Genomic DNA, 22,456 nt, shown 5'->3' with positions numbered 1-22,456 from the left:
ATTCTAGCGCCTTTTTTCATTCTGGTTTAATCATCCTTTTGGACGATTAGTTTTTAGCGCGTTTGTAAACCCAGTTTTGCTTTAGGTTGTCACAAACTATCAGGTCGCTGGAAAGGTCCATGCAGGCTGAGATAGTTGCTGGGAAGGCGTTGCCATAACGACGTTGAATCGCTTGGCTTTTTCGTTCCTGTTTTAATAATTCAAACACCTCGCTAAAACGTTGTTCGAAATTATCCGGCGATACATTGTGTACCTCGACAAATCGAGAGTAAGGCATGGTCGCTGCACCGAGGCCAATACTCAGCAAGCGCTTAATATAATCTTGGTAGCAAGCTGTTAAATAGGCGCTTTCTGTGGCGAACCCGTTGCGCGAAACGAATCTCAGCTGATTGTTTTTATTCAGCGCATTTGCCGCGAGCTCATGTAGTTTGAGGTTTTCTTGCAGAACATATTTATGGTTTGCACAACTTAACGTCGCTTTGTTCAGTTGGCAGCGTTGCGGTAAAGATACAGTTAATTGTGAAGTTTGCTCTGCCTGAGCAGGTGATTGCGTTGGAGAAACCGACGCGCTAATCGCGTGGACATCACGGCTAGTCGATTCTGCTGCGGGCAGTTTTTTTGCGGTAGCTGTAGATGGGGCTTTGCGTTTGTCTGGTAGTTTTACACCAGCTTTTCGAGCTGGCTTTTTCAGCAACAATCTCTGTATTGATTCGGAATTTTTGCGAAACTCACTGAACGCGGGTAGCTGTTCACCACTACCTTTTGCCAATATTTCACAGAAACAACGTTCCAACGCCGTCTCCGCTATTGGCGTGCAATCTTCGCTGGCAGTGGCTTGAGTTAAACCAAAGCAGACGATGCAGTACCAGAAAATTGTATGGGCGTTAGGTTTCGCGAAATTTTTCGCGATTTTTGTCAGCATTGAGCTGTTCCTTGCCGATCTACTCTTGGTCGACGTGTTTTTTAAACGTATCGACAAATACTTGGTAGTCATTGGGGGTATTAACGTTGGCAAAGCTTTCATCTCCATGATCAGACAATCGCACCTCTGCAGCGACAGCGTCTACGTGCTTTAAAAATTGATGGGCGGAGCGCTGGCCCGAATTTAAATAGTCTTCAAGCCGGTCTGTTAGGCTTAGGTGCCAAAGCGCCGTTAAATAGTGCGCATCATTTCCATTCGTTGCGTATACCAACCGTGCGTCACCGCATTTTGCGCTTAGCTGGCGCAATAGACTGCGTGGGATTAGCGGGCTATCGCTCGGTACTGTCAGCGCCCAGCGTGTGTTGGGTTGATGCTGCTGCAGCCATTTCAACCCTGTGTAGACTCCAGCCAGCGGCCCAAGTCTAGTGATGTCCGAATCACTCGATATCGGCAGGTCGCATATCTGCATCACGTCTGGCGACGGAAATTGCGCTGTTTGCTGGTGGCGGCTGATTAAAGTATTAGCGACTTGCGGTTGTAAACGATCGAGGAGGTAATCAATAAAGCGGCGGTTGTTTAACGCAAGCAACGCTTTGTTGCGCCCCTGCATGCGGCTATTTTCACCACCGGCGAGTACTATCGCGCTAGTATCCATTGATGTGGGTAAAGTTTTAACGTCACTGAACATAGGGAAGAATCAATTTAGTCGCTCTAGCGTTACTGAGCCTAGGTATAATGCCGCAGCCTAGCATACCGCCTTTGAAAAAGAATTTGTTGGAACTATAAATATGAAATTAGAAGATATTCGGCGCGAATATTTAGCGGGGGGCTTGCACCGCGAGAGTCTTTCCGAAGATCCATTTGAGCAGTTTAAGCTGTGGTTGGATCAGGCCGTTGCATCGGGTATGGCCGACCCCACGGCGATGACGCTGGCGACCGTATCGCCAGAGGGGCAGCCGAGTCAGCGCATTGTGCTGCTGAAGCATTTTGATAGCGAGGGCTTTGTTTTCTACACCAACTTTGGCAGTCGGAAAGCGGAAGATATAGCACATAACCCGCGGGTATCGCTGCATTTCCCTTGGCACTCGATGGAGCGTCAGGTCAAAATTGAAGGCTTAGCGATGCGTGTACCTGTGGCGGAGTCATTGCAATACTTCCTGTCCCGCCCCCGTGACAGCCAACTGGCAGCTTGGGCATCTCAGCAGAGCCGCAAAATATCATCTCGCCAAGCACTATTAATGCAGTATGAGCGGATGAAAGAAAAGTTCGCGGCGGGACAGGTGCCGCTGCCCGACTTTTGGGGTGGTTACAGGGTTGTGCCAAGTGTATTTGAGTTTTGGCAGGGCGGCGGCAGCAGGCTCCACGATCGCTTTGAATATAGATTTAGTACTGCATCCTCAAGCTGGGAAGCGAACCGACTCGCACCCTAATGGGTCGCGGATTGGTTAAGTGTTCGGTTGTTGAACAATTGTTGAATGTTGTGCCATTAAAATGGTTTGGCTTAAGCCCGCAGGGAGCAGTGTTAGACTTTAGGGTTTAGGCGACAACTTGACCGCGATAAATCTTAATTGGCTTCTTGGGTGCTACTGTTGATGTTGTGTGCGAGAGCTGCTCGGATGAGCTCGATGTTTTGTTTTCTGCGAGACGGGCACGTTCTACCAGCGTTGTTTGACCGCGATAGACTCGGGTAGCGTAGTGCTCCTCTAAGTGAGTCTGATCTAAAAGTCGCTCCGGCCAAGGCGTTCCAGCCATATTGAGCAGTTCTCGCGTGAGTGCGCGAATGATGTTGTCGCTCGTTTGATGGTAGACGTCTATCAATTCGCGAAGGAGTTCGGGGTTGGCGAGTTTGATGCTCGGTTTGTCGTCGGCTGGTGCTCGTCGCCGAATTTCACGTACGACGTCAATCATGGGTTTGGTGTAATTCATGGAAGCCTCTTGGCGTTTACTTGTGGTGCCGGCATCCATTAAGCAAAAAACGTGCGAATTTTACTTTCGTAATGATAAATTGTAATAAAAAATACATCGTCAGAACATATTCTTGCCGTTAGGAGGCATTAGAGCTTTTATGACATACAAAAATACAGGTTTACGACGAGTGATTATGGCTGGTTATTACTCCTATAACGGCGTTGTGGCAGCGTTTAAATCTGAAGCAGCGTTCCGTCAGGAGTTAGTGCTATCGATTATTTTAATTCCCTTAGCACTTTGGTTGGATGTTGCTAAGTTGGAAAAAATCGCAATGATTGTGACCGTACTGCTGGTTTTAATTATCGAGTTGCTCAACAGCGCTATAGAATCTGTTGTTGATCGGGTTGGTTTAGAACACCACGAATTAGCGGGAAGAGCAAAGGATATGGGCTCTGCAGCCGTGTTATTGGGTATTCTGGTGTGGGCTGTGGTGTGGGGGGGGATATTGTTTCTATAGCCGGATATTGAAGCCGGAAACTGATTTTCGTTGCTGGGCATTAGCTTTCGACACCTTATGCTAATGCTTTTTAATTAGAAAAGTGATGGGTTTTGCTGGGTTTTATTGCTTATTGTTCCTTTTCAACTCGTTCTTTTGTGTTATAAACTATATGTAACTTGAAGTTATCCAGTAGCTACCGCTTTGCGAATAGCCACCGAGTTAGTCACTCGTTGAACTTCTAAATCTTTGATGTTGTTATTATGTTTGTTTTATTTTTTACGTTGTTTTTTGCTGATTAGTCATTGTGTTAAGTTTAGTGTGAATCTCAGGCCCGCCATTGGCGGGCTTTTTTTATGCTTGAACGAAAGGCTATCGGAGCGCTGAATGCGATTAAGTTATGGCAGGCTGTTGGGGCGTTAGGGCAAGGGTAGTTGAGTCGTGTATTTGATCTGCTTAAGTGCAAATACCGAATTCACCGAGGCTACATTGGGTAGATGCACGAGGGTGCTCTTAAGTAGTTTTTCGTAGTGATCGACACTAGCGACGATAATTTTCAGCTGGTAATCCTTGTCACCGGTAATCGAGTAACACTCCACTATTTCGGCTATTGATTGCACCGCCGATTCAAAGGCCACGAGAGACGCTTCGTCGTGGCTTTTGATTGTTATATAGGCGTGAACGGCGACACTTAAGTTGAGCTTTTCGCCATCCAGCAGTGTCACTTTCCCTTTTATATAGCCTTCTTTTTCAAGTGACTTTACTCTGCGCCAACACGGCGTATGGGAAAGGCCTACTTTATCGCCCAATTCCGCCATGGAAATGTCGGCGTTAAGCTGCAGACACTTAAGTATCTTAATATCGTGGTGGTCGAGATCGGGCATAGGGTTCGCTTTCGTTAAGGTTTTGGTTTTGCGGGTCTGGCAATTGCCACTATAGTAGTTGCGATGGTGATTGTTGTCGTTATAATCGCCGCCTCTATTAAGGCGACTGTCTACTATAGCTACTGTCTCGTAAAGCGATCATCTAGATTAGATATTCCGAACCTAGCGACCAACGTGTTTAGTCAAAGACAGCAACGAAGAGTGTTTTCTGACCGCTTTTCAGCGCGAGACTTAAGGTTAGCGGTTTTGCTTACAACAGTGTACAACTTTTGCCGCGGGTTCTTAGTGGACTCGATCGCGTCGGATGGAGCCTGCGCCAACTTAACGCCAACTTTAGTCCGTAATATACGTAAGAGTTTTCATTATGTTTAACCTATTGCCGCCGCTCGCAACCGATCCCATTTTAGGGCTTATCTCCCGCTTTCAGCAGGACCCACGCCAGCAAAAAGTCGACCTCGGTGTTGGTGTGTATCGAGATGCACAGGGAAATACACCGGTATTTGCGAGTGTAAAAGTGGCCGAACGGAGGCTGCTGGAGAGCGAGCAAACTAAAGCCTATATCGGTCCGGCGGGCAATCCGGATTTCAATCTAAAGATGTCGGAATTAATTATGGGCGTTCAGCATTCTAGGCTTGCTGATCTTGTCTTAATGCAAACTCCCGGCGGATGTGGGGCGCTGCGTGTTGCAGCTGAATTAATCGTACGCTTGGCGGGGTTCCGAGGTGCGAGTGCTGGAACTCGACCCACGCTTTGGGTAAGCGACCCCACTTGGGGCAACCATATTCCACTGCTAGGCAATGCGGGGGTAGAGATAAAAACCTATCCTTATTACCACGCGGATACCCATCAGCTGAATTTTGAAGGGATGCTGCAGACCTTGGGTAAAGTTGCTGAAGGTGATGTTGTGCTTTTACATGGTTGTTGTCACAACCCATGCGGTGCAGACCTCAGTATCGAGCAATGGCAGGCGGTAAGTGATTTGGCGAATAGTCAGGGTTTTATACCGTTTGTGGATATGGCCTACCAAGGCTTTGGTGATGATTTAGATGCAGATGCGGCAGGTTTACGCCTTTTGGCGGAGCAGGTGCCGGAAGTTGTATTAGCCATTTCCTGTTCGAAAAACTTTGGTTTATATCGCGAGCGAGTCGGTGCAGTTGGTGTGATATCTCAGCAGCCAAATGCGGTTGCAAGTCATATTGCTAATATTGTCCGTGGCATCTATTCGATGCCGCCGTCTCATGGCGCGGCTATTGTCGCCGAGGTGTTGTCCGATGAGGCTCTAGCGAAATCCTGGCGAGAGGAGCTAGAAACGGCACGCACTCGTATCGTCAGTAATCGACGGCAACTTGTAGAACAGTTAAACACTATCGGCGCAGACGGACGCTTTGATCATATCGCACGACAAAAGGGCATGTTTTCGTTTGTCGGCATTAATCAACAGCAGGTTGCTAAGCTAATTACAGAGTTCGGAATCTATATGGTGGATTCGGGGCGGATTAGTCTCGCGGGATTAAACCCGACTAATCTTGATTATTTCTGTGAAAGCTTAATTGCTGTTATGGACACTTAACATCGGTTTAACTTCGTTACACAATACCTTTTGTAGATGACGGTTATCGTCTTGCCCGAAAGGGCATTTGTTTGTGAGCTTTTGTATTCCTTGCTTAGCGTGTGTCATTTATTTGGCTTCTTTTGGTTTCCCTGCGCTCCCTTTTCTTCGGTGTTAATACTTTGACACCAAGACCTGCTGTGGTTACAGGTTACAGATAATTTCGCCTCGATTTTTAGTCTTCCCTTCAAAACACAATAAGACAAACTATACTCATTTGACTGGGTGAATTTATACCCTGAACGAGTTTTTTGCTCCTACCTTCATAGAAGCTACAACCGTGTGAACTGGGTGCTGAATAAGCTGCCTTTACCCGTTTATTAAGGTGAACATGTCGAACACAAAGAAAATCCATGTCGGCGAACTCCGTATTGGTATGTATGTTTCCAAACTTGACCGGGAGTGGTTGGATACTCCATTTATCATGCAGGGATTTTTAATCGAGGAGCGCGATGATATTGAAATCATCGCCGAGTTTAGCGATTACGTTTGGATTGATAGTAACTATTCAGCGAAAGCCAGCGCGCATAGTAGCGGTGTCGGTAGTGCGACGAGTGCGCGCTCTGCACCTTTACCTGAAGTGCCGTTAGAGGACGAACATCGAAAAACCTATAAAACATTTCGTAGCGCCCGTTCGCTGACTAAAACACTGCTGGACGATGTTCGGCTTGGTGGCGCCTTAGACGGTGAAAAAGCGCGGAGTATGGTGAACGATTGTGTCCAGTCGGTGATTCGCCACCCTGATGCACTTTTATGGATGACCAAGATTCGCAACCAGCAGGAGTACACCGCAGAGCACTGCCTCAATGTGTGTATTCTCGCAATTGCTTTCGGCCGTCAGCTTGGTTTGGATGAGCCGGAACTGCAAAACCTCGGCTTGTGCGGCATGTTGCATGATGTTGGCAAAATGCGTGTGCCGGAAGAAATTGTAAACAAGCCTGCAGCACTTACCGCGAAAGAATACCGTTTGATGAAGGCGCATACGGTACATGGCCGAAATTTACTGTTATCGACTTCGGGGATATACAGTGGCGTTGTTGATGTTGCCTATAGCCACCACGAACGCATTGATGGTACGGGGTATCCGCGCAAGCTTCCAGGTCATGGAATTTCGCGTTTTTCCCGTATTATTGCAATTGTTGATGCCTACGATGCTATGACCGCCGACCGATGTTATTCACACGCAAAGACATCAACTGAAGCGTTAAAAATCATCTACAACGAACGCGGTAAACATTTCGACGAAACGCTCGCACTCAAATTTATTGAGACCATCGGTTTGTACCCGGCAGGGAGTTTGGTTGAACTCTATAGTGGCGAGGTTGGAATCGTGGTTGAGGCCAACCCGAATCTACGTCACTTACCTCGGATTATATTGCTGTTGGATGAAGAGAAAAACCTGCGCCCGAAAGAAATGATCAAAGATCTGTCTTTAATCGAACATGGAGATTTGCCGCGTAAATATTTAATTAAACAGGTGTGGCGCGACGGTAGCTTCGGAATTTCTCTACGGGAATACCAGAAGAAAGGTCTCGTGTTAAAAATGTAGAAGTAGGTGAAGTTTATGTCCGACGAGCGTGATAGCCCCATAGATTTTCCGAGTCGTTACGATCGTAAGATACACGTGCGTGATTTGCGTACGGGTATGTATGTTACGCGACTCGATCGTGACTGGCTTGAAACGCCATTTCTGTTACAGGGTTTTCTAATTCACTCGGCGAATGATGTCGAGGAGGTGGCAAAATATTGTGAGTATGTTTGGGTGCACAACACCGAAATCCCGTTTGCGAAAGATGCCGATATGCTCTCGCAGCGCCATGCCAGCCAAAATTCCAATGCACTCTTTCATGTAAGCACGCCAATAGCGGAAGAACATTCGATTGTCCGCAAACTCTTTAGTGAAACGTCTAAATACACACAAACCATGATGGAGGATGTTCGTCTAGGCCGTGCAATAGAAGAGAAAAAGGCTCGTGTAATTGTAGATAAAAATGTGCAGTCAGTAATGCGTAACCCAGATGCATTGGCGTGGATGACGAAAATGCGCAGTGAAGATTCGTATACGGCTGAGCACTCCTTGAGCGTTTGCATTCTTGCTTTGATATTTGGCCGTAGCTTAGGGTTTAAAGAACCACAACTGAGTAACCTAGGGTTGTGCGGATTATTACATGATGTCGGTAAGATCCGAGTGCCGATTGAAATATTAAATAAGCCTAGCAGGTTGACTGACAAAGAAATGAAGATCATGCAGGCTCATGCTGCCCATGGTCGGAAGCTTTTGTCGGAGAGTAAAAATATGTACGAAGGCGCGATTGACGTAGCCTACTGCCATCATGAGCGGCCGGATGGGAAGGGGTACCCGCAGGGACTTCCCTCTGAAGATATTTCGCTATTCAGTAAAATTATTTCGATTGTGGATTCCTATGATGCAATGACTTGTGAGCGAGTGTATGCGCAAGCTAAACCCTCCACAGAGGCACTAAAAATTATCTACGAAGAACGCGGCAAACAGTTTGACGAAAACCTTGCACTGGCGTTTATTCAAACGATAGGCTTGTACCCGCCGGGTAGTATTGTTGAGTTGCACAATGGTTGTGTGGGTGTGGTTGTAGAAACCAATGTGCAAAGTCGTCACCTACCCAAAGTACTCATTATGCGAGACGAAGAAAAATTGCCCTGTACTCACAGATTGGTGGATTTGGCGACTACCTTAGCGGGTGAGCTTAGCAGCCAGTATCAAATTAAAACGATTCAGCGCGATGGCTACCGTAATATTTATTTGCGCGAATGCTTTGAAAAGGGCTATTTAACTTCGCTTTAACGCATACGAGTTTTAACCGCTTTCGGTTGTGGGTGTTTCATAGTTGATCGAATTGATATACCAAACGACTATTCCAGAGGGTGTTTGGACTTCCGCTTCGTCGTCTACCTGTTTCTTCAGTAGGGCGCGCGCCATTGGTGAGTCGATCGATATATAATCTTTGCGATCGAAGATTTCGTCGTAGCCAACTATGCGAAATTTGAGTGTTTCTCCCGCATCATTTTCAACTTCCACCCAGGCGCCAAAAAAGACTTTGCCGTTTTGCTCCGGCCGATACTCAACGATTTTGAGGTTCTCTAAACATTTGCGCAGGTAGCGAACGCGGCGATCAATTTCGCGTAAGCGCTTCTTGTTGTACTGATAGTCCGCGTTTTCACTTCTATCGCCAAGGCTCGCCGCCCAAGCCACTTTTTTGGTAACTTCTGGCCGCTCTGTACGCCAAAGCTCATCAAGCTCTTGCTTTAAGTCGTTGTAACCCTGCTGCGTAATTAATTGTGTTCTCACTTCAATCCTGCTTTTTGAATGCCAAGCTGAAACAGCTCGCAATAGAACCGATATTCATGGGTCAGCATAGTGGCAATATTTTTTGCATTGCGAAAGCCGTGGCCCTCGTCGGCAAAGGTTATGTAGCTAACCGGAATACCTTTGGCTTTTACGGCTTGTACCATAGCTTCGGCTTGGTTGGGTGGCACTACACGATCTTCTAATCCTTGAAATACGAGTATTGGGCAGTTAATTTGTTCGACAAAGTGAATCGGTGATCGTTGCTGATAAATGGATTTCGCTGCCGGGTAGGGGCCAACTAATGAATCGAGGTAGCGCGCTTCAAACTTGTGGGTATCGCGAGCGAGTGTTTCTAAATCGCCGATACCATAAAGACTTACGCCCGCGTTAAAACGTTCGCTAAACGCTAATGCGGCAAGTGTTGTGTAACCACCGGCGCTGCTGCCCTTGATAATTAATTGTTTTGGGTTGGCCCAGCCTTGCGCTATGGCAAAGTCCGCCGCGGCACTCATATCTTCAACGTCTTTCATCCCCCAGTTGCCGTGTAAGCTATGGCGGTATTGTCGTCCAAAGCCAGTACTACCGCGATAATTCACATCCATTACGGCGAAGCCGCGGTTAGTCCAATATTGAATTTTTAAATTCAGACTCGCTTCCGTCGCACCGGTCGGACCACCGTGGCAAATAAAAATCATTGGCGGCGCAGCCGGTTCGTTTTGTTTCGATGGGCTTGTCTTATCGGTACTTGCCTCTTCGCTCCTTGTCTCGCCGCTGGCCACACTGGAACTTTCGGAGGCCGAATAATCGGCGTTTGTGGGCGGGTAGTAAAACCCGTGAGCGTGCTCTTGCTGGGCGCCAGTTGGAAAGCTAATGGGCTGTGGCATAGATATATTGTCGGACGATAATTGTGCGTCGATATCTGTGACCTTGTGGATCTGTGAGCCGTTATTGGATGGCGCGAACAAATAGAGGTTCGGCAGACTTGTTGGCGAGGCGCCAATAAACGCGCAGACAGCGGCGTCTGAAATCGTCGAATCTTCGTCAGCTTCGGCACTTCTGCAAGGCTGAGTGGCAAGGTCAGAAATAACGCTGAGCGGATGGCCTTCCGCTGCTGTGTCTATAGCTTTGAAGCTGGGCTGTTGAGGCGAACCCTGGTGTGATGGTTGGTTGTTTTTTAATGGCACTAGCCCGAGTTGCCAGCTGCCTTCGCGGGAGCAAGCGGCAATAAGTGTATCTTGATTTAGCTGACCGTAGGTGGACATGCGGAAGGTCCACTGCGGTGTAGCAAACTCGGCGAGTTCTTCGGTTAGGGCTGTCGGCTGTTCACTATTGGTCGACTGCTGGAGGCATCGCTCGAGCTGATTCTGGCTTAAGCGATAGAGGTTCCACCAGTTGGTTCTGTCCGAGACAAACAAAAGATCGCCGTTACCAGAGAAGCGTGGCAAAAACAGGCTTTCTTGGCCGTTTCCTGCAATCGATTGAGGTGTGGAAATGTCTCCGTTACTTGCCACTTTAGCCCCGTTAAGCGTCGTTTGGTCCCAGGGCATGTTGGGGTGGTTCCAACATAGCCAAGTCAGCCATTGTCCATCCCCAGAGATGCAGGGCGAAGCGTAAAAGTCGCTGCCTTCGGCAGCAGTGGTAATGCTGCAGGGGTTATCCAAACCAATGCTTACTAAGCGGGTACGGGGTTCTGTGTGAACGCCGCCTATTGGGGGTTGATGGGCTTCGCATACCGCGAGTATACGGTTGTGGTGTTTATCTAGAAGGAGATCGGCAAAGCGCAATTCAAGTGTCTCGCCCGCTGGGCTGAAATCGGCGCGAGTATCGGTAAGTGGTTTTGGCTCAAATACGGCGGCGGCAATGTCGACATGGTAAATATGTTGGTCGTCGGCGAGTACGAAATAGAGGTCGTCACCGTCCACCAGATAGCTGCCACCGCCATATTCGTGCACCTTGGAACGTGTGCTGAGCGGTTTGGGTAATAGACTTGTTGGCGCAGCGCTTGAGTCTGGTGAAAGTATCGCTGCTATTGGTTGCATCATTATTGTCACCCGCCCTTTTTCTTCTGGTAGGGTTTGTAACCAAAAAAGACGCCCTTGATTGATGCTAGGTTCACTTAATCGCGGTGATTTCCCTGCAACCTGATCGCCGTCGATAGCGGACGGCCAGCAGCCGAAAGCGCGTTGGGTTTTGCTGATGCTGGATGCTGTTTTTGATCTTGGTGTTGCCGAGGGCGTGGTATTGGCGCTGATTTTATTGGGGGTAATTATATTGGGGGTAATTATATTGAAGGTATCGTGCGACGAGTTTTGCATAGCGGTTTGCGATAGCACCTGATTAGAAATTCTTTGCGGAATAGGCGAAAGGCCAGTTTACCCAAAAGTGTCTGCCCTTGGTACACTGCCGCCTATCGCATCATGTCGTATATGACGCACAAGCACTAAAAGTTACAACAGCCCGGATTCTATGGACCCCATATCGCACGCTCTCGAACAGTATAAGGCCCAACTCAGCTCCGCCCGCTGTATCTGGGTTGGGTACAGTGGCGGCTTGGATTCGTCCGTGTTGCTCCATGCGTTATTGGCAATGCAATTGCCGGTTCCTGTGAAAGCGTTACATATCAATCATCAGCTGTCTCCAAATGCACAACACTGGCAAACGCATTGTGAGCGTGTTGCGGCGCTGTGGCAGTGCTCGATTGTTACCTGTACGGTACAGGTGAGGGAGCAGGGTAAGGGATTGGAGGCCGCGGCACGCTCGGCGCGCTATAGCGCATTCGATTCGGTTTTATCCTCGGAGGATATTTTACTCACTGCTCATCATGCTGAAGATCAGGCGGAAACACTGCTGTTGCGTATGGTGCGAGGCGCGGGCCTAAAGGGGCTGGCGGCGATAAAACGGAAAGGCTGGTTGCCGAATGCCGCCAATAACAAATGCTTACTACGCCCATTGCTAGACGTGCCACTGATCGCGTTTAAGCGTTATGCAGAAGCTAATCGTTTGCAGTGGATAGAAGATGAAAGCAATCGCGATGAGCGCTTTAATCGCAATTTTTTGCGTCATCAATTGTTGCCCCTGCTGGCACAGCGTTGGCCTAATGCTTCAATGAAAATTGGTGAAACCGCGAACCTGCTGGCCGAAGCAGATGATTTGCTTGAGGCATATTTACAGCAGGATCTCGCGGCCTGCGATCCCCGGCACGAGCGTTTGGGGGTAAGTTTGGATTTAACACAACTCGGCGAATTTCCTTGGCCTAAGCAGAAGCATATCCTGCGCTACTGGTTACTTGCAGAAGGCTATCCAGTGCCGTCCCGGCAACAATTTGTCGAGCTAGAAAAACTCCTGAATGCGAGCGCAGATGCGAACCCTGAAGTCTGCTGGGGGAGCGGGTTGTCAAATCCAAGTGAGCGGCAGGGTGTGTCGGTGCGTCGCTATCAGCAGCGCTTGTACCTTTTGTCGCGAGTTTCCATCGAGCAGCCGTCGAGTTGTCTTGACTGGAATACGAGCTCGTCGCTCAGATTAGGCGTGTTTGAGTTGAGCGCCGCGCCGTCAGCCTCGCGCATGGGTTTACCGTCTGGTCAATACCAGGTTCGATTTCGGCAGGGCGGGGAAAGGTGTAAGCCAGCGGGACGCGCTCATTCGCAAAGCCTAAAAAAGCTTTTGCAAGCTTATAACCTAGAGCCATGGCTACGGGATTCGGTACCTTTGATCTATTCTGGCGACGAATTGGTCGCAGTTGGCGACCTCTGGATCTGTGCCGGTTGGCAAAAGCTGGGTGGATTACAAGTCCGTTGGCGAACCGTCAGCAGCGAATAAAGGCCAATTCTCGGATTGAGACAAACCATGCTTTCTGGTATTCTGGCGCCCCGTCCTGAGGGCAAAATCAACAGGGTGTTTGATTGACGAAATCGTCCCGTCCCATCAGTGCTCTCTACTCTCGGTAATGCCTGCTTTTGTAGATTTCAGGTTTTCGGTAACTCTAGTTTTTCCGGCGTAGTTTTGGATGCAAATTAACGTTTGGTGTTCTGCTTAGAAATTTCAAGTAAGAGACTTCAAGTACGATCCCTCAAACTGTTCAAGCTGTGTCTGCCATATGTGTATAACAGTCTTTATTTACTAAAGGGCTTCAATGACTCGATTTATATTTGTTACGGGCGGCGTTGTTTCGTCCTTGGGTAAAGGTATTGCTTCAGCGTCTCTAGCTGCTGTGTTGGAAGCGCGTGGCCTCAAGGTCACTATTCTGAAGCTGGATCCTTATATTAACGTAGACCCAGGAACCATGAGCCCGTTTCAACACGGTGAAGTTTTTGTGACCGAAGATGGCGCAGAAACAGACTTGGACCTCGGCCACTACGAGCGCTTTATTCGCACCAAAATGACCAAGCGCAACAACTTCACTACCGGTCGCGTATACGAAACCGTATTGCGCAAAGAGCGCCGCGGTGACTATTTGGGCGGTACCGTTCAGGTTATCCCGCACATCACCGACGAGATAAAACGCCGTATTTTGAGCGGTGGCGCCGATCACGATATCGCACTGGTTGAAATCGGCGGCACGGTTGGCGACATTGAATCCCAGCCCTTTTTGGAAGCCGTACGTCAGCTCAAAGTAGAAATGGGTAGTCAGCGTGCGTTGCTGATGCACCTTACGCTCGTCCCCTATATTGCCACTGCCGGCGAAACAAAAACCAAGCCTACTCAGCACTCGGTTAAAGAGCTGCGTTCTATTGGTTTGCAGCCCGATATCTTGTTGTGTCGATCCGAAAAAGAAATCGATGTCGATTCGCGCCGCAAGATCTCTTTATTTACCAACGTAGAAGAGCGTGCAGTAGTGCCCTTGGCCGACGCCGACTCCATCTACGCTATTCCGCGATTATTGAAGAGTTATAACCTCGATCACATCGTACTTGAAAAATTCAATCTAGAAGCACCAGAAGCTGATCTCTCTGAGTGGGATGAAGTTGTGCGTCTAGAGAGCTCCACCACTAGCTCGGTTACCATTGCGATGGTCGGCAAATATATGGACTTGCTCGACGCCTACAAATCTTTGATCGAAGCACTTAAGCACGCCGGCCTGCATGCGGGCTGCGATGTGAAAATGAATTTTATCAACGCCGAAGATATTGAAGAGCAAGGCTTAGGCTTATTGGCCGATGCCGACGCCATTTTGGTTCCGGGCGGCTTTGGCGAACGCGGTTTAGAGGGCAAGTTATCAGCCGTGCGTTACGCGCGTGAAAATAACGTCCCTTATTTAGGCATTTGCTTGGGCATGCAATGTGCGGTGATTGAGTACGCTCGCAATGTTGTTAACTTGGATGGCGCTAATAGCACGGAATTTAATCCGAAGGCTCCGCACCCAGTGATTGGTTTGATCGCTGAATGGATCACCTCTGACGGCGACAAAGAAACGCGTGATGAAAGCTCTGATTTGGGCGGTACCATGCGACTTGGCGCGCAAGAGTGTCATCTAGAAAAAGGCTCTAAGGTTGCTGAAATTTACGGTAAAGACTTAATCGTCGAGCGCCATAGGCATCGCTATGAGGTGAACAATCGCTATTTAGATCAGCTTCGACAAGCGGGTTTACACGTCGGCGGTTGGTCAGCAGATGATACGCTCGTTGAGGTAGTTGAATTACCTAATCACCCGTGGTTTGTGGCGTGTCAGTTTCACCCAGAATTTAACTCCACCCCCCGCGATGGCCATCCACTATTTTTAAGCTATATCAAAGCTGCCATGAACGCTGCCGGTTAAACTAGCCGCTTGTGGTCAGGAGATACGATTGAACAACAAAACAATTAAAGTGGCCAATTTAGAGGTTGCCAACGACAAGCCGTTTACCCTTTTTGGTGGGATGAATGTGTTGGAATCGCGTGACCTAGCGTTACGCATTGCCGAAAAGTATGTGACCGTTACAAAAAAACTGGGTATTCCCTATGTTTTTAAAGCCTCATTCGATAAAGCTAATCGATCGTCGATTAACTCCTACCGTGGGCCGGGCATGGAAGAGGGGTTAAAAATATTCGAAGCGGTCAAAGCTGAATTCGGTATCCCGGTCATTACCGATGTGCACGAACCTCATCAAGCGGCGCCGGTGGCAGAAGTGTGCGATGTTATTCAGCTGCCCGCATTCCTTGCGCGTCAAACCGACTTGGTTGCCGCCATGGCAAAAACTAATGCTGTTATCAATATTAAAAAACCACAATTTTTGAGCCCAGGGCAAATGAAAAATATTGTGGAGAAATTTGTTGAGGGTGGTAACAGCAATATCATTTTATGCGAGCGCGGCGCCTGTATGGGCTATGACAACTTGGTTGTCGACATGCTCGGGTTTCGCACTATGATTAATGTCAGTAAGGGTATGCCCGTTATTTTTGATGTTACCCATTCTCTGCAGTGCCGCGACCCTTTGGGTGCGGCCTCGGGCGGCAGGCGTGAACAGTCGGCCGAATTGGCTCGTGCGGGTTTAGCCGTGGGTATTGCCGGCTTATTTATGGAAGCCCATCCCAACCCTGATCAGGCGAAGTGTGATGGACCAAGTGCCATGCCACTCGACCAGCTAGAGCCTTTTCTAGCGCAGATGAAAGCGGTCGACGATTTAATTAAATCTCTGCCACCTTTGGAAATTCAGTAACTGATCTGGCGCTGCCAGATTTATTGAGTAGTTCTTATTATCGACGTTTTATATAAGTAAACTTTTTGTAAACAAGAGAGACATTCACTATGAGCAAAATAGTAGACGTAATTGGCTTTGAAGTTATGGATTCACGCGGTAACCCAACCGTAATGGCTGAAGTGGTATTGGAGTCTGGTGCAATCGGTAGTGCCTGTGCACCATCTGGCGCCTCAACAGGGTCACGTGAAGCACTTGAACTGCGCGACGGCGACAAAAGCCGCTACTTGGGTAAAGGCGTGTTAAAAGCTGTTGCCAACATTAACGATACTATCAAGCCATTATTGGTCGGCAAAGATGCTGCCGCTCAGCGTGAACTCGATAACATCATGATCGAAGCTGATGGTACTGAGAACAAAGGTAAGCTAGGCGCGAACGCAATTTTGGCGGTTTCTCTTGCCGCTGCAAAAGCTGCTGCAATTGCTAAAGGTATTCCACTTTACGCTCACATCGCTGAAATTAACGGCACTCCTGGTGTTTACTCTATGCCAGTACCGATGATGAACATTGTTAACGGTGGCGAGCACGCCGACAACAACGTTGATATTCAAGAGTTCATGGTTCAGCCTGTTGCCGCGCCAACCTTCACCGAAGCCTTGCGTATTGGTGCAGAAATTTTCCACAGTTTGAAAAAAGTTCTTTCGGCTCGCGGTTTAAATACTGCAGTGGGCGATGAAGGCGGATTTGCTCCCAACCTACCTTCTAACGAAGGTGCTTTGGAAGCGATTGCTGAAGCTGTTGCTGCTGCTGGTTACAAGCTTGGTGAAGACGTTACGCTTGCACTTGATTGTGCATCGTCAGAGTTCTACAAAGACGGCGTTTATGACATGAGCGGAGAAGGCAAAAAATTCTCTCCTGCTGAGTTTGCCGATTACCTAGCTGAGCTTGCAGCAAAATACCCGATTCTTTCTATCGAAGATGGTATGGACGAGAGCGATTGGGACGGTTGGGATGTGTTGACCAAGAAAATTGGCGATCGCGTTCAACTTGTTGGTGATGATTTGTTTGTTACTAACACCAAGATTCTTAAGCGCGGTATAGATAACAAAATCGCCAACTCAATTTTGATCAAGTTCAACCAAATCGGTACTTTAAGCGAAACTTTAGACGCGATCAAAATGGCGAAAGACGCTGGTTACACAGCTGTAATCTCGCATCGCTCTGGTGAAACTGAAGATACCACCATTGCCGATTTGGCTGTAGCTACTGCAGCTGGTCAGATCAAAACAGGTTCTTTGTCTCGTTCAGACCGTGTTGCTAAGTACAACCGTTTGTTGCGCATTGAAGCTGAGCTTGGCAGCAAGGCTCCTTACAGAGGTCGTGCTGAATTCAAATAATCGAATGACAGCATTGATTAAAAGCCGGCTCTCTAGCCGGCTTTTTTTTGCCTGTAACAATTGGATTCGGTGTGCTTAAGCGCAAAGGCTATAACTTGCCTGTGGTTCAGAAATGTTGGGGGGGAGGGATGGATCCAGCATTAAATCGCTCAGAGGGCTGTATACCACATGGCCGTTGCGACGAAGAACGTGCGTATAGATTTCTGTTGTACGTATATCCGAGTGCCCTAGCTGTTCTTGCACCGTGCGAATATCGGCGCCCTTTTGCAGCATATGAGTGGCAAACGAGTGGCGCAGTGTATGACATGAAGCCGGCTTCAAAATACCGGAAGCGCGCACCGCCTTTTTAACCGCACGCTGAATGGCCTGTTCGCCAATGTGGTGCCTGCGGAGCAGGCCTGTACGCGGATCTAGGCTCTGCTTTTTTGCGGGAAAGAGATATTGCCAGCCTAATTCTTTTGGTGCTGAAGGGTACTTCTTAGCGAGTGCAAAGGGCAGGTAAACACCTTCCCAGCCGGGAGTCGCCAAATCTTCTTGGTGGTAGGCCCGCACAATTTCAATACGTCGCTTTAAGTAGGGCATCAGCTCCGGGGCTAGGGTAACCACCCGAGACTTTCGTCCCTTTCCTTCTCGCACGGTAAGAGACAGTGTGGTTAGGTCGACATCTTGTACACGCAAACGAGAGACTTCCATTACGCGTAAGCCTGAACCGTACATCAAACAGGCGCAAAGTTTGTAAACGCCCGTGATCAGCGAGAAAAGCCCGCGCAGTTCAGACGGTGTTAGCACTACTGGCAGTTTTGGCGCCGTTTTTGCGCGATAAAAATCGTCGAATTCCATAGGCGGTCGTTGTAAGACGTGGCGATAGAGGAAAACTAGCGCGTTAAGCGCGACTTTTTGGGTGTTCGGCGCTACGTTTTCCGTGAGAGCAAGATAAGAAAGGAAGTCGCGGACATGAGCTTCTTCCAGCGATTCTGGGTGTTGGTAATTGTGGTGACGAATAAAGCGCGTAATCCAATAGATGTAAGTCTGTTCAGTTTTATAGCTCAAATACTTAGTGCGAATAACAAGTCGTACCTGCTGTAAAAAGAGTGAGTTCATCCTGTACTCCCAAATCCGGTTTTATGTATGTATATACAGTATTGTTTGCCTTCGGATATATGTCAACAGGGTTGTTAGTTGCGGGGGAGGTGTTGGGGAGTTGCGGGGGGTGAGGCTGGAAGGTTCCGCGGCAAGATTGCGCGCGGAACAAGTACGACATATTAGGGTTTACCACATTAAATCGTCGGGGATCTGATAGTCGGCGTAGGGGTCGTCATCGGCAATTTCGTCATTTTTCGCCGCTAAAGCAATAAGTACACTTGAGTCGCGGGTGGCAATTTTTTCGGCCGCTTTAGACGGGATTAACTCATAGCTGTCGTCTAACTTTACGATTGCAATTTGCCCCCACGATAGCTGATTGTGGATAGCTTGTGAAACGTAGATCTTTTTGATTGTTGTGCCATCGGTAAAATTGTAAGCAATATCACCGTCGCGTCGGATTCGGTTGGTAAGGATTAATTGTTTTATCTGCGCTTGAATGGCTTTTTGCTGGCGCTCGGCTTCACGCTCTGCATTCAGCTCACGATCACGCTCGGTCTTGTCTTTCATCGCTTGTTTGGCACGTTGTTTAGTCTCATCAACTACGGGCCCAGACGACTTGCGTTGTACTTTCGCCTGTTTAGATTTGTCTTTTTTGGCTTGTTTTGCGGCCTTCTCATTGATAAGGCCAGCTTTCAGTAGCTGATCTTGTAAACTACTCATGGTGTAAGACTCCTAAAGGGCGTGCTCTAGGGCTTGCCTAGCGCGCAGCGATTTTTTGGCTATTCTACACCTTATTTGAGTCGTGGCTAAATGGCTCAACAGCTCGGTGCGTATTAGCGCTCTCTATAAGACCGATTAAATGAGTAGCGGCGGTCGCTTTCAGGGAAACGCCCTGTTTCAATAGGCTAAATAGCCTTAGCGGTTTATCATAGCGCCGCAAGCTATTTGGCATTTGGGTGAGACAGCCTTAATGCTCCAGCTTCTATACCCTCTTTATTTTAAGGAACAGATCTTGAACGACGCGATTTTTAGTTCACTAGAGCTGCAACCCGAGTTGCTAACAAACTTAGAGTCCATCGGTTATACCGAAATGACGCCAATTCAAGCTCAGAGCTTACCGCCGATAATTGCCGGTAAAGATGTCATCGGGCAGGGCAAAACCGGCTCCGGAAAGACCGCAGCATTCGGTTTAGGTTTACTAAATAAATTGGATGTAAAGCTGTTCAGAATTCAGGCTTTAGTACTTTGCCCGACGCGTGAGTTAGCGGATCAAGTTACTCGTGAGATTCGACGTTTGGCTAGGGCGATACACAATATTAAAGTGCTGACCTTGTGTGGGGGTATGCCGTTCGGCCCGCAAATTGGATCCTTGGAACACGGCGCTCATATTATTGTAGGAACGCCCGGACGTATTGAAGAGCACTTGCGTAAAGGGAAGCTGGCGCTCGATCATGTCCACACATTAGTTTTGGATGAAGCCGATCGAATGTTAGAGATGGGCTTTCAGGTGGCGGTGGAAGATATTATTTCTCATACACCAGCGCGCAGGCAAACACTTCTGTTTAGCGCCACCTTCCCCAGTGAGATTGAAAATATCGCTGCACGGGTGATGCGCTCACCGGTAATTGTCCGAGTTGAATCGCATCACGATAGCAGTAGCATCGACCAGAGTTTTTATAAGGTTGGGAATGACGACGACCGTCTGCGCGCATTGCGTTTGTTGCTGTTACATCACCAGCCCGAATCTTCCGTAATTTTTTGCAATACCAAACGTGAAACTCAAGCGCTTGCCGATGAGCTAAAGCGTTCTGGTTTTAATGCCCTTGCAATACATGGCGATCTTGAACAGCGCGATCGAGATCAGGCACTTACACTTTTTTCGAATAAAAGTGCATCTGTTTTAGTTGCCACCGATGTGGCGGCACGCGGCTTAGATATAGATGCCGTCGATGCTGTCTTTAACTATCATCTTGCTCGTGACACCGAAGTTCATGTTCACCGCATCGGTCGTACCGGTCGCGCGGGTGCAAGTGGTATGGCATTTTCGTTTTATGCAGACAGCGAGCATTACAAAATTAAAATGCTTGAAGATTATCTCGAAATTATGATCAGCGCCGAGCGTTTGCCTTCGGAGTCGGTGCTAAATAAGACGGCGCCGCAAGCGGCTATGTCGACCTTACAAATTGACGGTGGTAAAAAGCAGAAGGTACGCGCTGGCGATATTCTGGGCGCGTTAACGGCTGCGGGAGAAATTTCGGGCAAGGCTATTGGAAAGATAAATATTATGGACAACTGTGCCTATGTAGCTGTGGCGCGTCCCGATTTCAAAATGGCGATGGCGATTTTGGGTAGGGGGAAAATCAAAGGGCGCAGCTTTCGCGTACGAAAAATTGGGTTATAACGAACTATGAATGTTTGTAGAACGCTTTTCGTGAGGCTGAACAGCTTCACGAAAAAGCGTCGGATTATAATGCCGTGGGCTCAATTACTTTAGGTTAACTGAGCTCGCCGTCAATAAACTGGGATCGAGCGCTAGAGCTTTACCGGTTTAGTAGTCTGGCCAGTATTGATATTCACGTAGGTCCTGCTCAAATTTGTCGTCTATATTGCACGACGTTTTTCCATTGCTTGCCGCTGTTGTAGCTACTGCCATGGCGATTCTCACCGATACTTCACGGATTTCTTTTAACGGTGGGTATAAGCATCCTAGCTTCAATTGTTGATCGGATACAGATTCAGCAAGTGTACGCGCCGCTGCTATTAGCATGTCATCGTCGATTCCGCTTGCTTGGCAAGTCAAAGCCCCCAATCCCAGCCCCGGAAAAATATAGGCATTGTTGCCTTGCCCTGGAACGCGAATTTCACCGTCGATGTGAACTGGCTTGAATGGGCTACCCGAACTAAATACGGCGCGACCTTCCGTCCATAAATAGGCTTGCTCGGCCGTACATTCGGCGCGCGCGGTAGGGTTTGATAGGGCGAAAATCACGGGCTTCAAATTGTGTCGAGCCATAGCGCCAACGAGCTCAGCCGTAAAAATATTGGGGGTGCCGGTAGCACCAATTAACGCGTGGGGTTTAAATGACTCTACGGCTTCAAGCATAGAAATGGCTGGACCATCTTTTGCGAATGGGCGGATATGGTCAATTAAATCTGTGCGGCTGTTGCAAACGAGACCATCGCGATCAAAATAAATGAGCCGGCCGTAGGCTTCGGCTTCAGTTAACCCTTCGCAAATTAACGCTTGTACTAATAGCTCGCCAATCCCCGTAGCGGCAGAGCCTGCACCTATAAACATAAAACGCATTTCAGCGAGAGGAATATTGGTGACGCGGGTGGATGCGTAAAGTCCCGCGAGCACAACAGATGCTGTGCCCTGTATGTCGTCGTTAAAACAAAGTAGTTGATCGCGGTAGCGGTCGAGTAGGGTAATGGCGTTGTTGGTGGCAAAGTCTTCAAACTGCAGTAGCGCGTCGGGGTACAAGCGTTTAACTGAGGATACAAATTCGTCGACAAAGCTTAAGTACTCTTCACCTCGCAGACGCGGTGCGCGCATACCGAGATAAAGGGTGTCATTACGGAGTGCTTCGTTGTCGGTGCCGACATCGAGTACCACAGGCATACACTGCTCGGGTTTTATTCCCGCAAGCGAGCAATAGAGTGCGAGTTTACCGATAGGGATTCCCATACCGTTTGTACCCAAATCCCCCAGCCCTAGAATTCTCTCGCCATCGGTTACCACAATTAATCGAACATCACGCTCCGGCCAGTTGCGGAGAATTTCGCGAAGTTGGCCGCGAAAGTCTAGCGATAAATACATGCCCGCAGTTTGTGCAAACAGCTGGGCAAATTCTTGGCAGGCCTGCCCGACGGTGGGTGTATAGACAACGGGCATTAGCTCATCGATGTGATCAATCAAGAGGCGGTAGTAGAGACGTTCGTTGCGCTTTTGCAGTGAAGAGAGAAACACATACTTGTCTATATCGTCGCGTTGGCGCCTCACATTGGCGAGTGCGCGGGCTAATTGCATATCGAATGAGCTAATTCTTGCTGGAAGCAAACCGAGTAAATCGTAATGAATTCGTTCTTCGTGAGTGAAGGCTGAACCCTTGTTTAATCGTGGGTCGTTCAGTATTTCTATACCGCGCTTTAACATGATATGCCCTGTGTTGACTGACAAAAGGTGTCACAGAATAAATGTAAGGACGAGTCTATCACTAC

General features: G+C 48.4%; 19 protein-coding genes. 10 read left to right on the top strand and 9 right to left on the bottom strand.

The features are described 5' to 3' along the window. Nucleotides 1-46: 46 nt before the first annotated feature. Entirely contained in the window at nt 47-922 is an 876-nt protein-coding gene (locus tag IDZ20_RS01545) for a hypothetical protein (protein ID WP_188149672.1), read from the bottom strand. 19 nt (nt 923-941) lie between these two features. After that, nucleotides 942-1,610, bottom strand: a complete 669-nt coding sequence (gene mobA / locus IDZ20_RS01540) for a molybdenum cofactor guanylyltransferase (protein ID WP_188149671.1) — start codon at nt 1,608-1,610, stop codon at nt 942-944. Nucleotides 1,611-1,710: 100 nt separating this feature from the next. On the opposite strand from mobA, the gene pdxH reads away from it, so the two are divergent. Continuing rightward, nucleotides 1,711-2,352, top strand: coding sequence for a pyridoxamine 5'-phosphate oxidase (pdxH, locus tag IDZ20_RS01535; RefSeq protein WP_188149670.1), 642 nt, complete (start codon nt 1,711-1,713; stop codon nt 2,350-2,352). A 106-nt stretch (nt 2,353-2,458) separates the two neighbouring features. Here pdxH and IDZ20_RS01530 read toward each other — a convergent pair whose 3' ends face one another. Further along, nucleotides 2,459-2,848, bottom strand: coding sequence for a hypothetical protein (locus IDZ20_RS01530; RefSeq protein ID WP_188149669.1), 390 nt, complete (start codon nt 2,846-2,848; stop codon nt 2,459-2,461). Nucleotides 2,849-2,987: 139 nt separating this feature from the next. On the opposite strand from IDZ20_RS01530, the gene IDZ20_RS01525 reads away from it, so the two are divergent. Continuing rightward, nucleotides 2,988-3,347 carry a diacylglycerol kinase gene (locus IDZ20_RS01525; RefSeq protein ID WP_188149668.1) on the top strand — a complete coding sequence of 120 codons (360 nt, stop codon included), beginning with the start codon at nt 2,988-2,990 and terminating at the stop codon, nt 3,345-3,347. 398 nt (nt 3,348-3,745) lie between these two features. Here IDZ20_RS01525 and IDZ20_RS01520 read toward each other — a convergent pair whose 3' ends face one another. After that, a complete protein-coding gene (locus tag IDZ20_RS01520) occupies nt 3,746-4,210 on the bottom strand; it encodes an Lrp/AsnC family transcriptional regulator (protein ID WP_188149667.1) in 465 nt (154 codons plus the stop codon). Between the two features lie 364 nt (nt 4,211-4,574). Here IDZ20_RS01520 and IDZ20_RS01515 point away from each other — a divergent pair, with 364 nt between their 5' ends. From IDZ20_RS01515 to IDZ20_RS01505, 3 genes are all read left to right on the top strand, one after another. After that, nucleotides 4,575-5,780, top strand: coding sequence for an amino acid aminotransferase (locus IDZ20_RS01515; RefSeq protein ID WP_188149666.1), 1,206 nt, complete (start codon nt 4,575-4,577; stop codon nt 5,778-5,780). A 370-nt stretch (nt 5,781-6,150) separates the two neighbouring features. Beyond that, nucleotides 6,151-7,368 carry an HD-GYP domain-containing protein gene (locus tag IDZ20_RS01510; protein WP_188149665.1) on the top strand — a complete coding sequence of 406 codons (1,218 nt, stop codon included), beginning with the start codon at nt 6,151-6,153 and terminating at the stop codon, nt 7,366-7,368. Between the two features lie 15 nt (nt 7,369-7,383). Continuing rightward, entirely contained in the window at nt 7,384-8,640 is a 1,257-nt protein-coding gene (locus tag IDZ20_RS01505) for an HD-GYP domain-containing protein (RefSeq protein WP_188149664.1), read from the top strand. Nucleotides 8,641-8,652: 12 nt separating this feature from the next. Here IDZ20_RS01505 and greB read toward each other — a convergent pair whose 3' ends face one another. Next, nucleotides 8,653-9,144 (bottom strand): transcription elongation factor GreB, encoded by a 492-nt coding sequence (greB, locus tag IDZ20_RS01500; protein WP_188149663.1) that lies wholly within the window; start codon nt 9,142-9,144, stop codon nt 8,653-8,655. Then, nucleotides 9,141-11,459 carry a S9 family peptidase gene (locus IDZ20_RS01495; protein WP_188149662.1) on the bottom strand — a complete coding sequence of 773 codons (2,319 nt, stop codon included), beginning with the start codon at nt 11,457-11,459 and terminating at the stop codon, nt 9,141-9,143. Before IDZ20_RS01495 ends, greB begins: the two co-directional genes overlap by 4 nt. Nucleotides 11,460-11,610: 151 nt before the next feature. Here IDZ20_RS01495 and tilS point away from each other — a divergent pair, with 151 nt between their 5' ends. The 4 genes from tilS to eno all read left to right on the top strand — a co-directional run bounded on the left by tilS (nt 11,611) and on the right by eno (nt 17,152). Continuing rightward, nucleotides 11,611-12,960, top strand: coding sequence for a tRNA lysidine(34) synthetase TilS (tilS, locus tag IDZ20_RS01490; RefSeq protein ID WP_188149661.1), 1,350 nt, complete (start codon nt 11,611-11,613; stop codon nt 12,958-12,960). Between the two features lie 313 nt (nt 12,961-13,273). Continuing rightward, the gene (locus IDZ20_RS01485) at nt 13,274-14,896 is read left to right on the top strand and encodes a CTP synthase (RefSeq protein WP_188149660.1); all 1,623 of its coding nucleotides are present in this window, start codon (nt 13,274-13,276) and stop codon (nt 14,894-14,896) included. A gap of 28 nt (nt 14,897-14,924) precedes the next feature. Then, nucleotides 14,925-15,776, top strand: coding sequence for a 3-deoxy-8-phosphooctulonate synthase (gene kdsA / locus IDZ20_RS01480; RefSeq protein ID WP_188149659.1), 852 nt, complete (start codon nt 14,925-14,927; stop codon nt 15,774-15,776). A gap of 89 nt (nt 15,777-15,865) precedes the next feature. Continuing rightward, nucleotides 15,866-17,152 (top strand): phosphopyruvate hydratase, encoded by a 1,287-nt coding sequence (eno, locus tag IDZ20_RS01475; RefSeq protein ID WP_188149658.1) that lies wholly within the window; start codon nt 15,866-15,868, stop codon nt 17,150-17,152. A 75-nt stretch (nt 17,153-17,227) separates the two neighbouring features. Here eno and IDZ20_RS01470 read toward each other — a convergent pair whose 3' ends face one another. Both IDZ20_RS01470 and IDZ20_RS01465 read right to left on the bottom strand, forming a co-directional pair. Beyond that, complete coding sequence (locus tag IDZ20_RS01470; RefSeq protein ID WP_188149657.1) at nt 17,228-18,253, bottom strand: integron integrase; 1,026 nt, start codon at nt 18,251-18,253, stop codon at nt 17,228-17,230. 168 nt (nt 18,254-18,421) lie between these two features. Continuing rightward, entirely contained in the window at nt 18,422-18,955 is a 534-nt protein-coding gene (locus tag IDZ20_RS01465) for a DUF2058 domain-containing protein (RefSeq protein ID WP_188149656.1), read from the bottom strand. Nucleotides 18,956-19,244: 289 nt separating this feature from the next. On the opposite strand from IDZ20_RS01465, the gene dbpA reads away from it, so the two are divergent. Continuing rightward, on the top strand, nt 19,245-20,636 hold the full coding sequence (dbpA, locus tag IDZ20_RS01460; RefSeq protein WP_245792047.1) for an ATP-dependent RNA helicase DbpA: 1,392 nt from the start codon (nt 19,245-19,247) through the stop codon (nt 20,634-20,636). Between the two features lie 147 nt (nt 20,637-20,783). On the opposite strand, the gene IDZ20_RS01455 is transcribed toward dbpA, so the two are convergent. Continuing rightward, nucleotides 20,784-22,391 (bottom strand): NAD-dependent malic enzyme, encoded by a 1,608-nt coding sequence (locus IDZ20_RS01455; RefSeq protein WP_188149654.1) that lies wholly within the window; start codon nt 22,389-22,391, stop codon nt 20,784-20,786. Nucleotides 22,392-22,456: the final 65 nt, after the last annotated feature.

It is taken from the genome of Teredinibacter waterburyi, assembly GCF_001922985.1.
GTDB lineage: Bacteria > Pseudomonadota > Gammaproteobacteria > Pseudomonadales > Cellvibrionaceae > Teredinibacter > Teredinibacter waterburyi.
This window is presented reverse-complemented; position numbering and strand designations above follow the sequence as displayed.

Excerpts from the sequence above, each read along its gene's own strand:
- IDZ20_RS01485 (WP_188149660.1), top strand. The coding sequence starts at position 13,274 with ATGACTCGATTTATATTTGTTACGGGCGGCGTTGTTTCGTCCTTGGGT.
- IDZ20_RS01505 (WP_188149664.1), top strand. The coding sequence starts at position 7,384 with ATGTCCGACGAGCGTGATAGCCCCATAGATTTTCCGAGTCGTTACGAT.
- mobA (WP_188149671.1), bottom strand. The coding sequence starts at position 1,610 with ATGTTCAGTGACGTTAAAACTTTACCCACATCAATGGATACTAGCGCG.
- IDZ20_RS01465 (WP_188149656.1), bottom strand. The coding sequence starts at position 18,955 with ATGAGTAGTTTACAAGATCAGCTACTGAAAGCTGGCCTTATCAATGAG.
- IDZ20_RS01470 (WP_188149657.1), bottom strand. The coding sequence starts at position 18,253 with ATGAACTCACTCTTTTTACAGCAGGTACGACTTGTTATTCGCACTAAG.
- IDZ20_RS01525 (WP_188149668.1), top strand. The coding sequence starts at position 2,988 with ATGACATACAAAAATACAGGTTTACGACGAGTGATTATGGCTGGTTAT.
- pdxH (WP_188149670.1), top strand. The coding sequence starts at position 1,711 with ATGAAATTAGAAGATATTCGGCGCGAATATTTAGCGGGGGGCTTGCAC.
- IDZ20_RS01530 (WP_188149669.1), bottom strand. The coding sequence starts at position 2,848 with ATGAATTACACCAAACCCATGATTGACGTCGTACGTGAAATTCGGCGA.
- IDZ20_RS01515 (WP_188149666.1), top strand. The coding sequence starts at position 4,575 with ATGTTTAACCTATTGCCGCCGCTCGCAACCGATCCCATTTTAGGGCTT.
- IDZ20_RS01510 (WP_188149665.1), top strand. The coding sequence starts at position 6,151 with ATGTCGAACACAAAGAAAATCCATGTCGGCGAACTCCGTATTGGTATG.
- IDZ20_RS01545 (WP_188149672.1), bottom strand. The coding sequence starts at position 922 with ATGCTGACAAAAATCGCGAAAAATTTCGCGAAACCTAACGCCCATACA.
- IDZ20_RS01495 (WP_188149662.1), bottom strand. The coding sequence starts at position 11,459 with ATGCAAAACTCGTCGCACGATACCTTCAATATAATTACCCCCAATATA.
- IDZ20_RS01455 (WP_188149654.1), bottom strand. The coding sequence starts at position 22,391 with ATGTTAAAGCGCGGTATAGAAATACTGAACGACCCACGATTAAACAAG.
- tilS (WP_188149661.1), top strand. The coding sequence starts at position 11,611 with ATGGACCCCATATCGCACGCTCTCGAACAGTATAAGGCCCAACTCAGC.
- eno (WP_188149658.1), top strand. The coding sequence starts at position 15,866 with ATGAGCAAAATAGTAGACGTAATTGGCTTTGAAGTTATGGATTCACGC.
- IDZ20_RS01520 (WP_188149667.1), bottom strand. The coding sequence starts at position 4,210 with ATGCCCGATCTCGACCACCACGATATTAAGATACTTAAGTGTCTGCAG.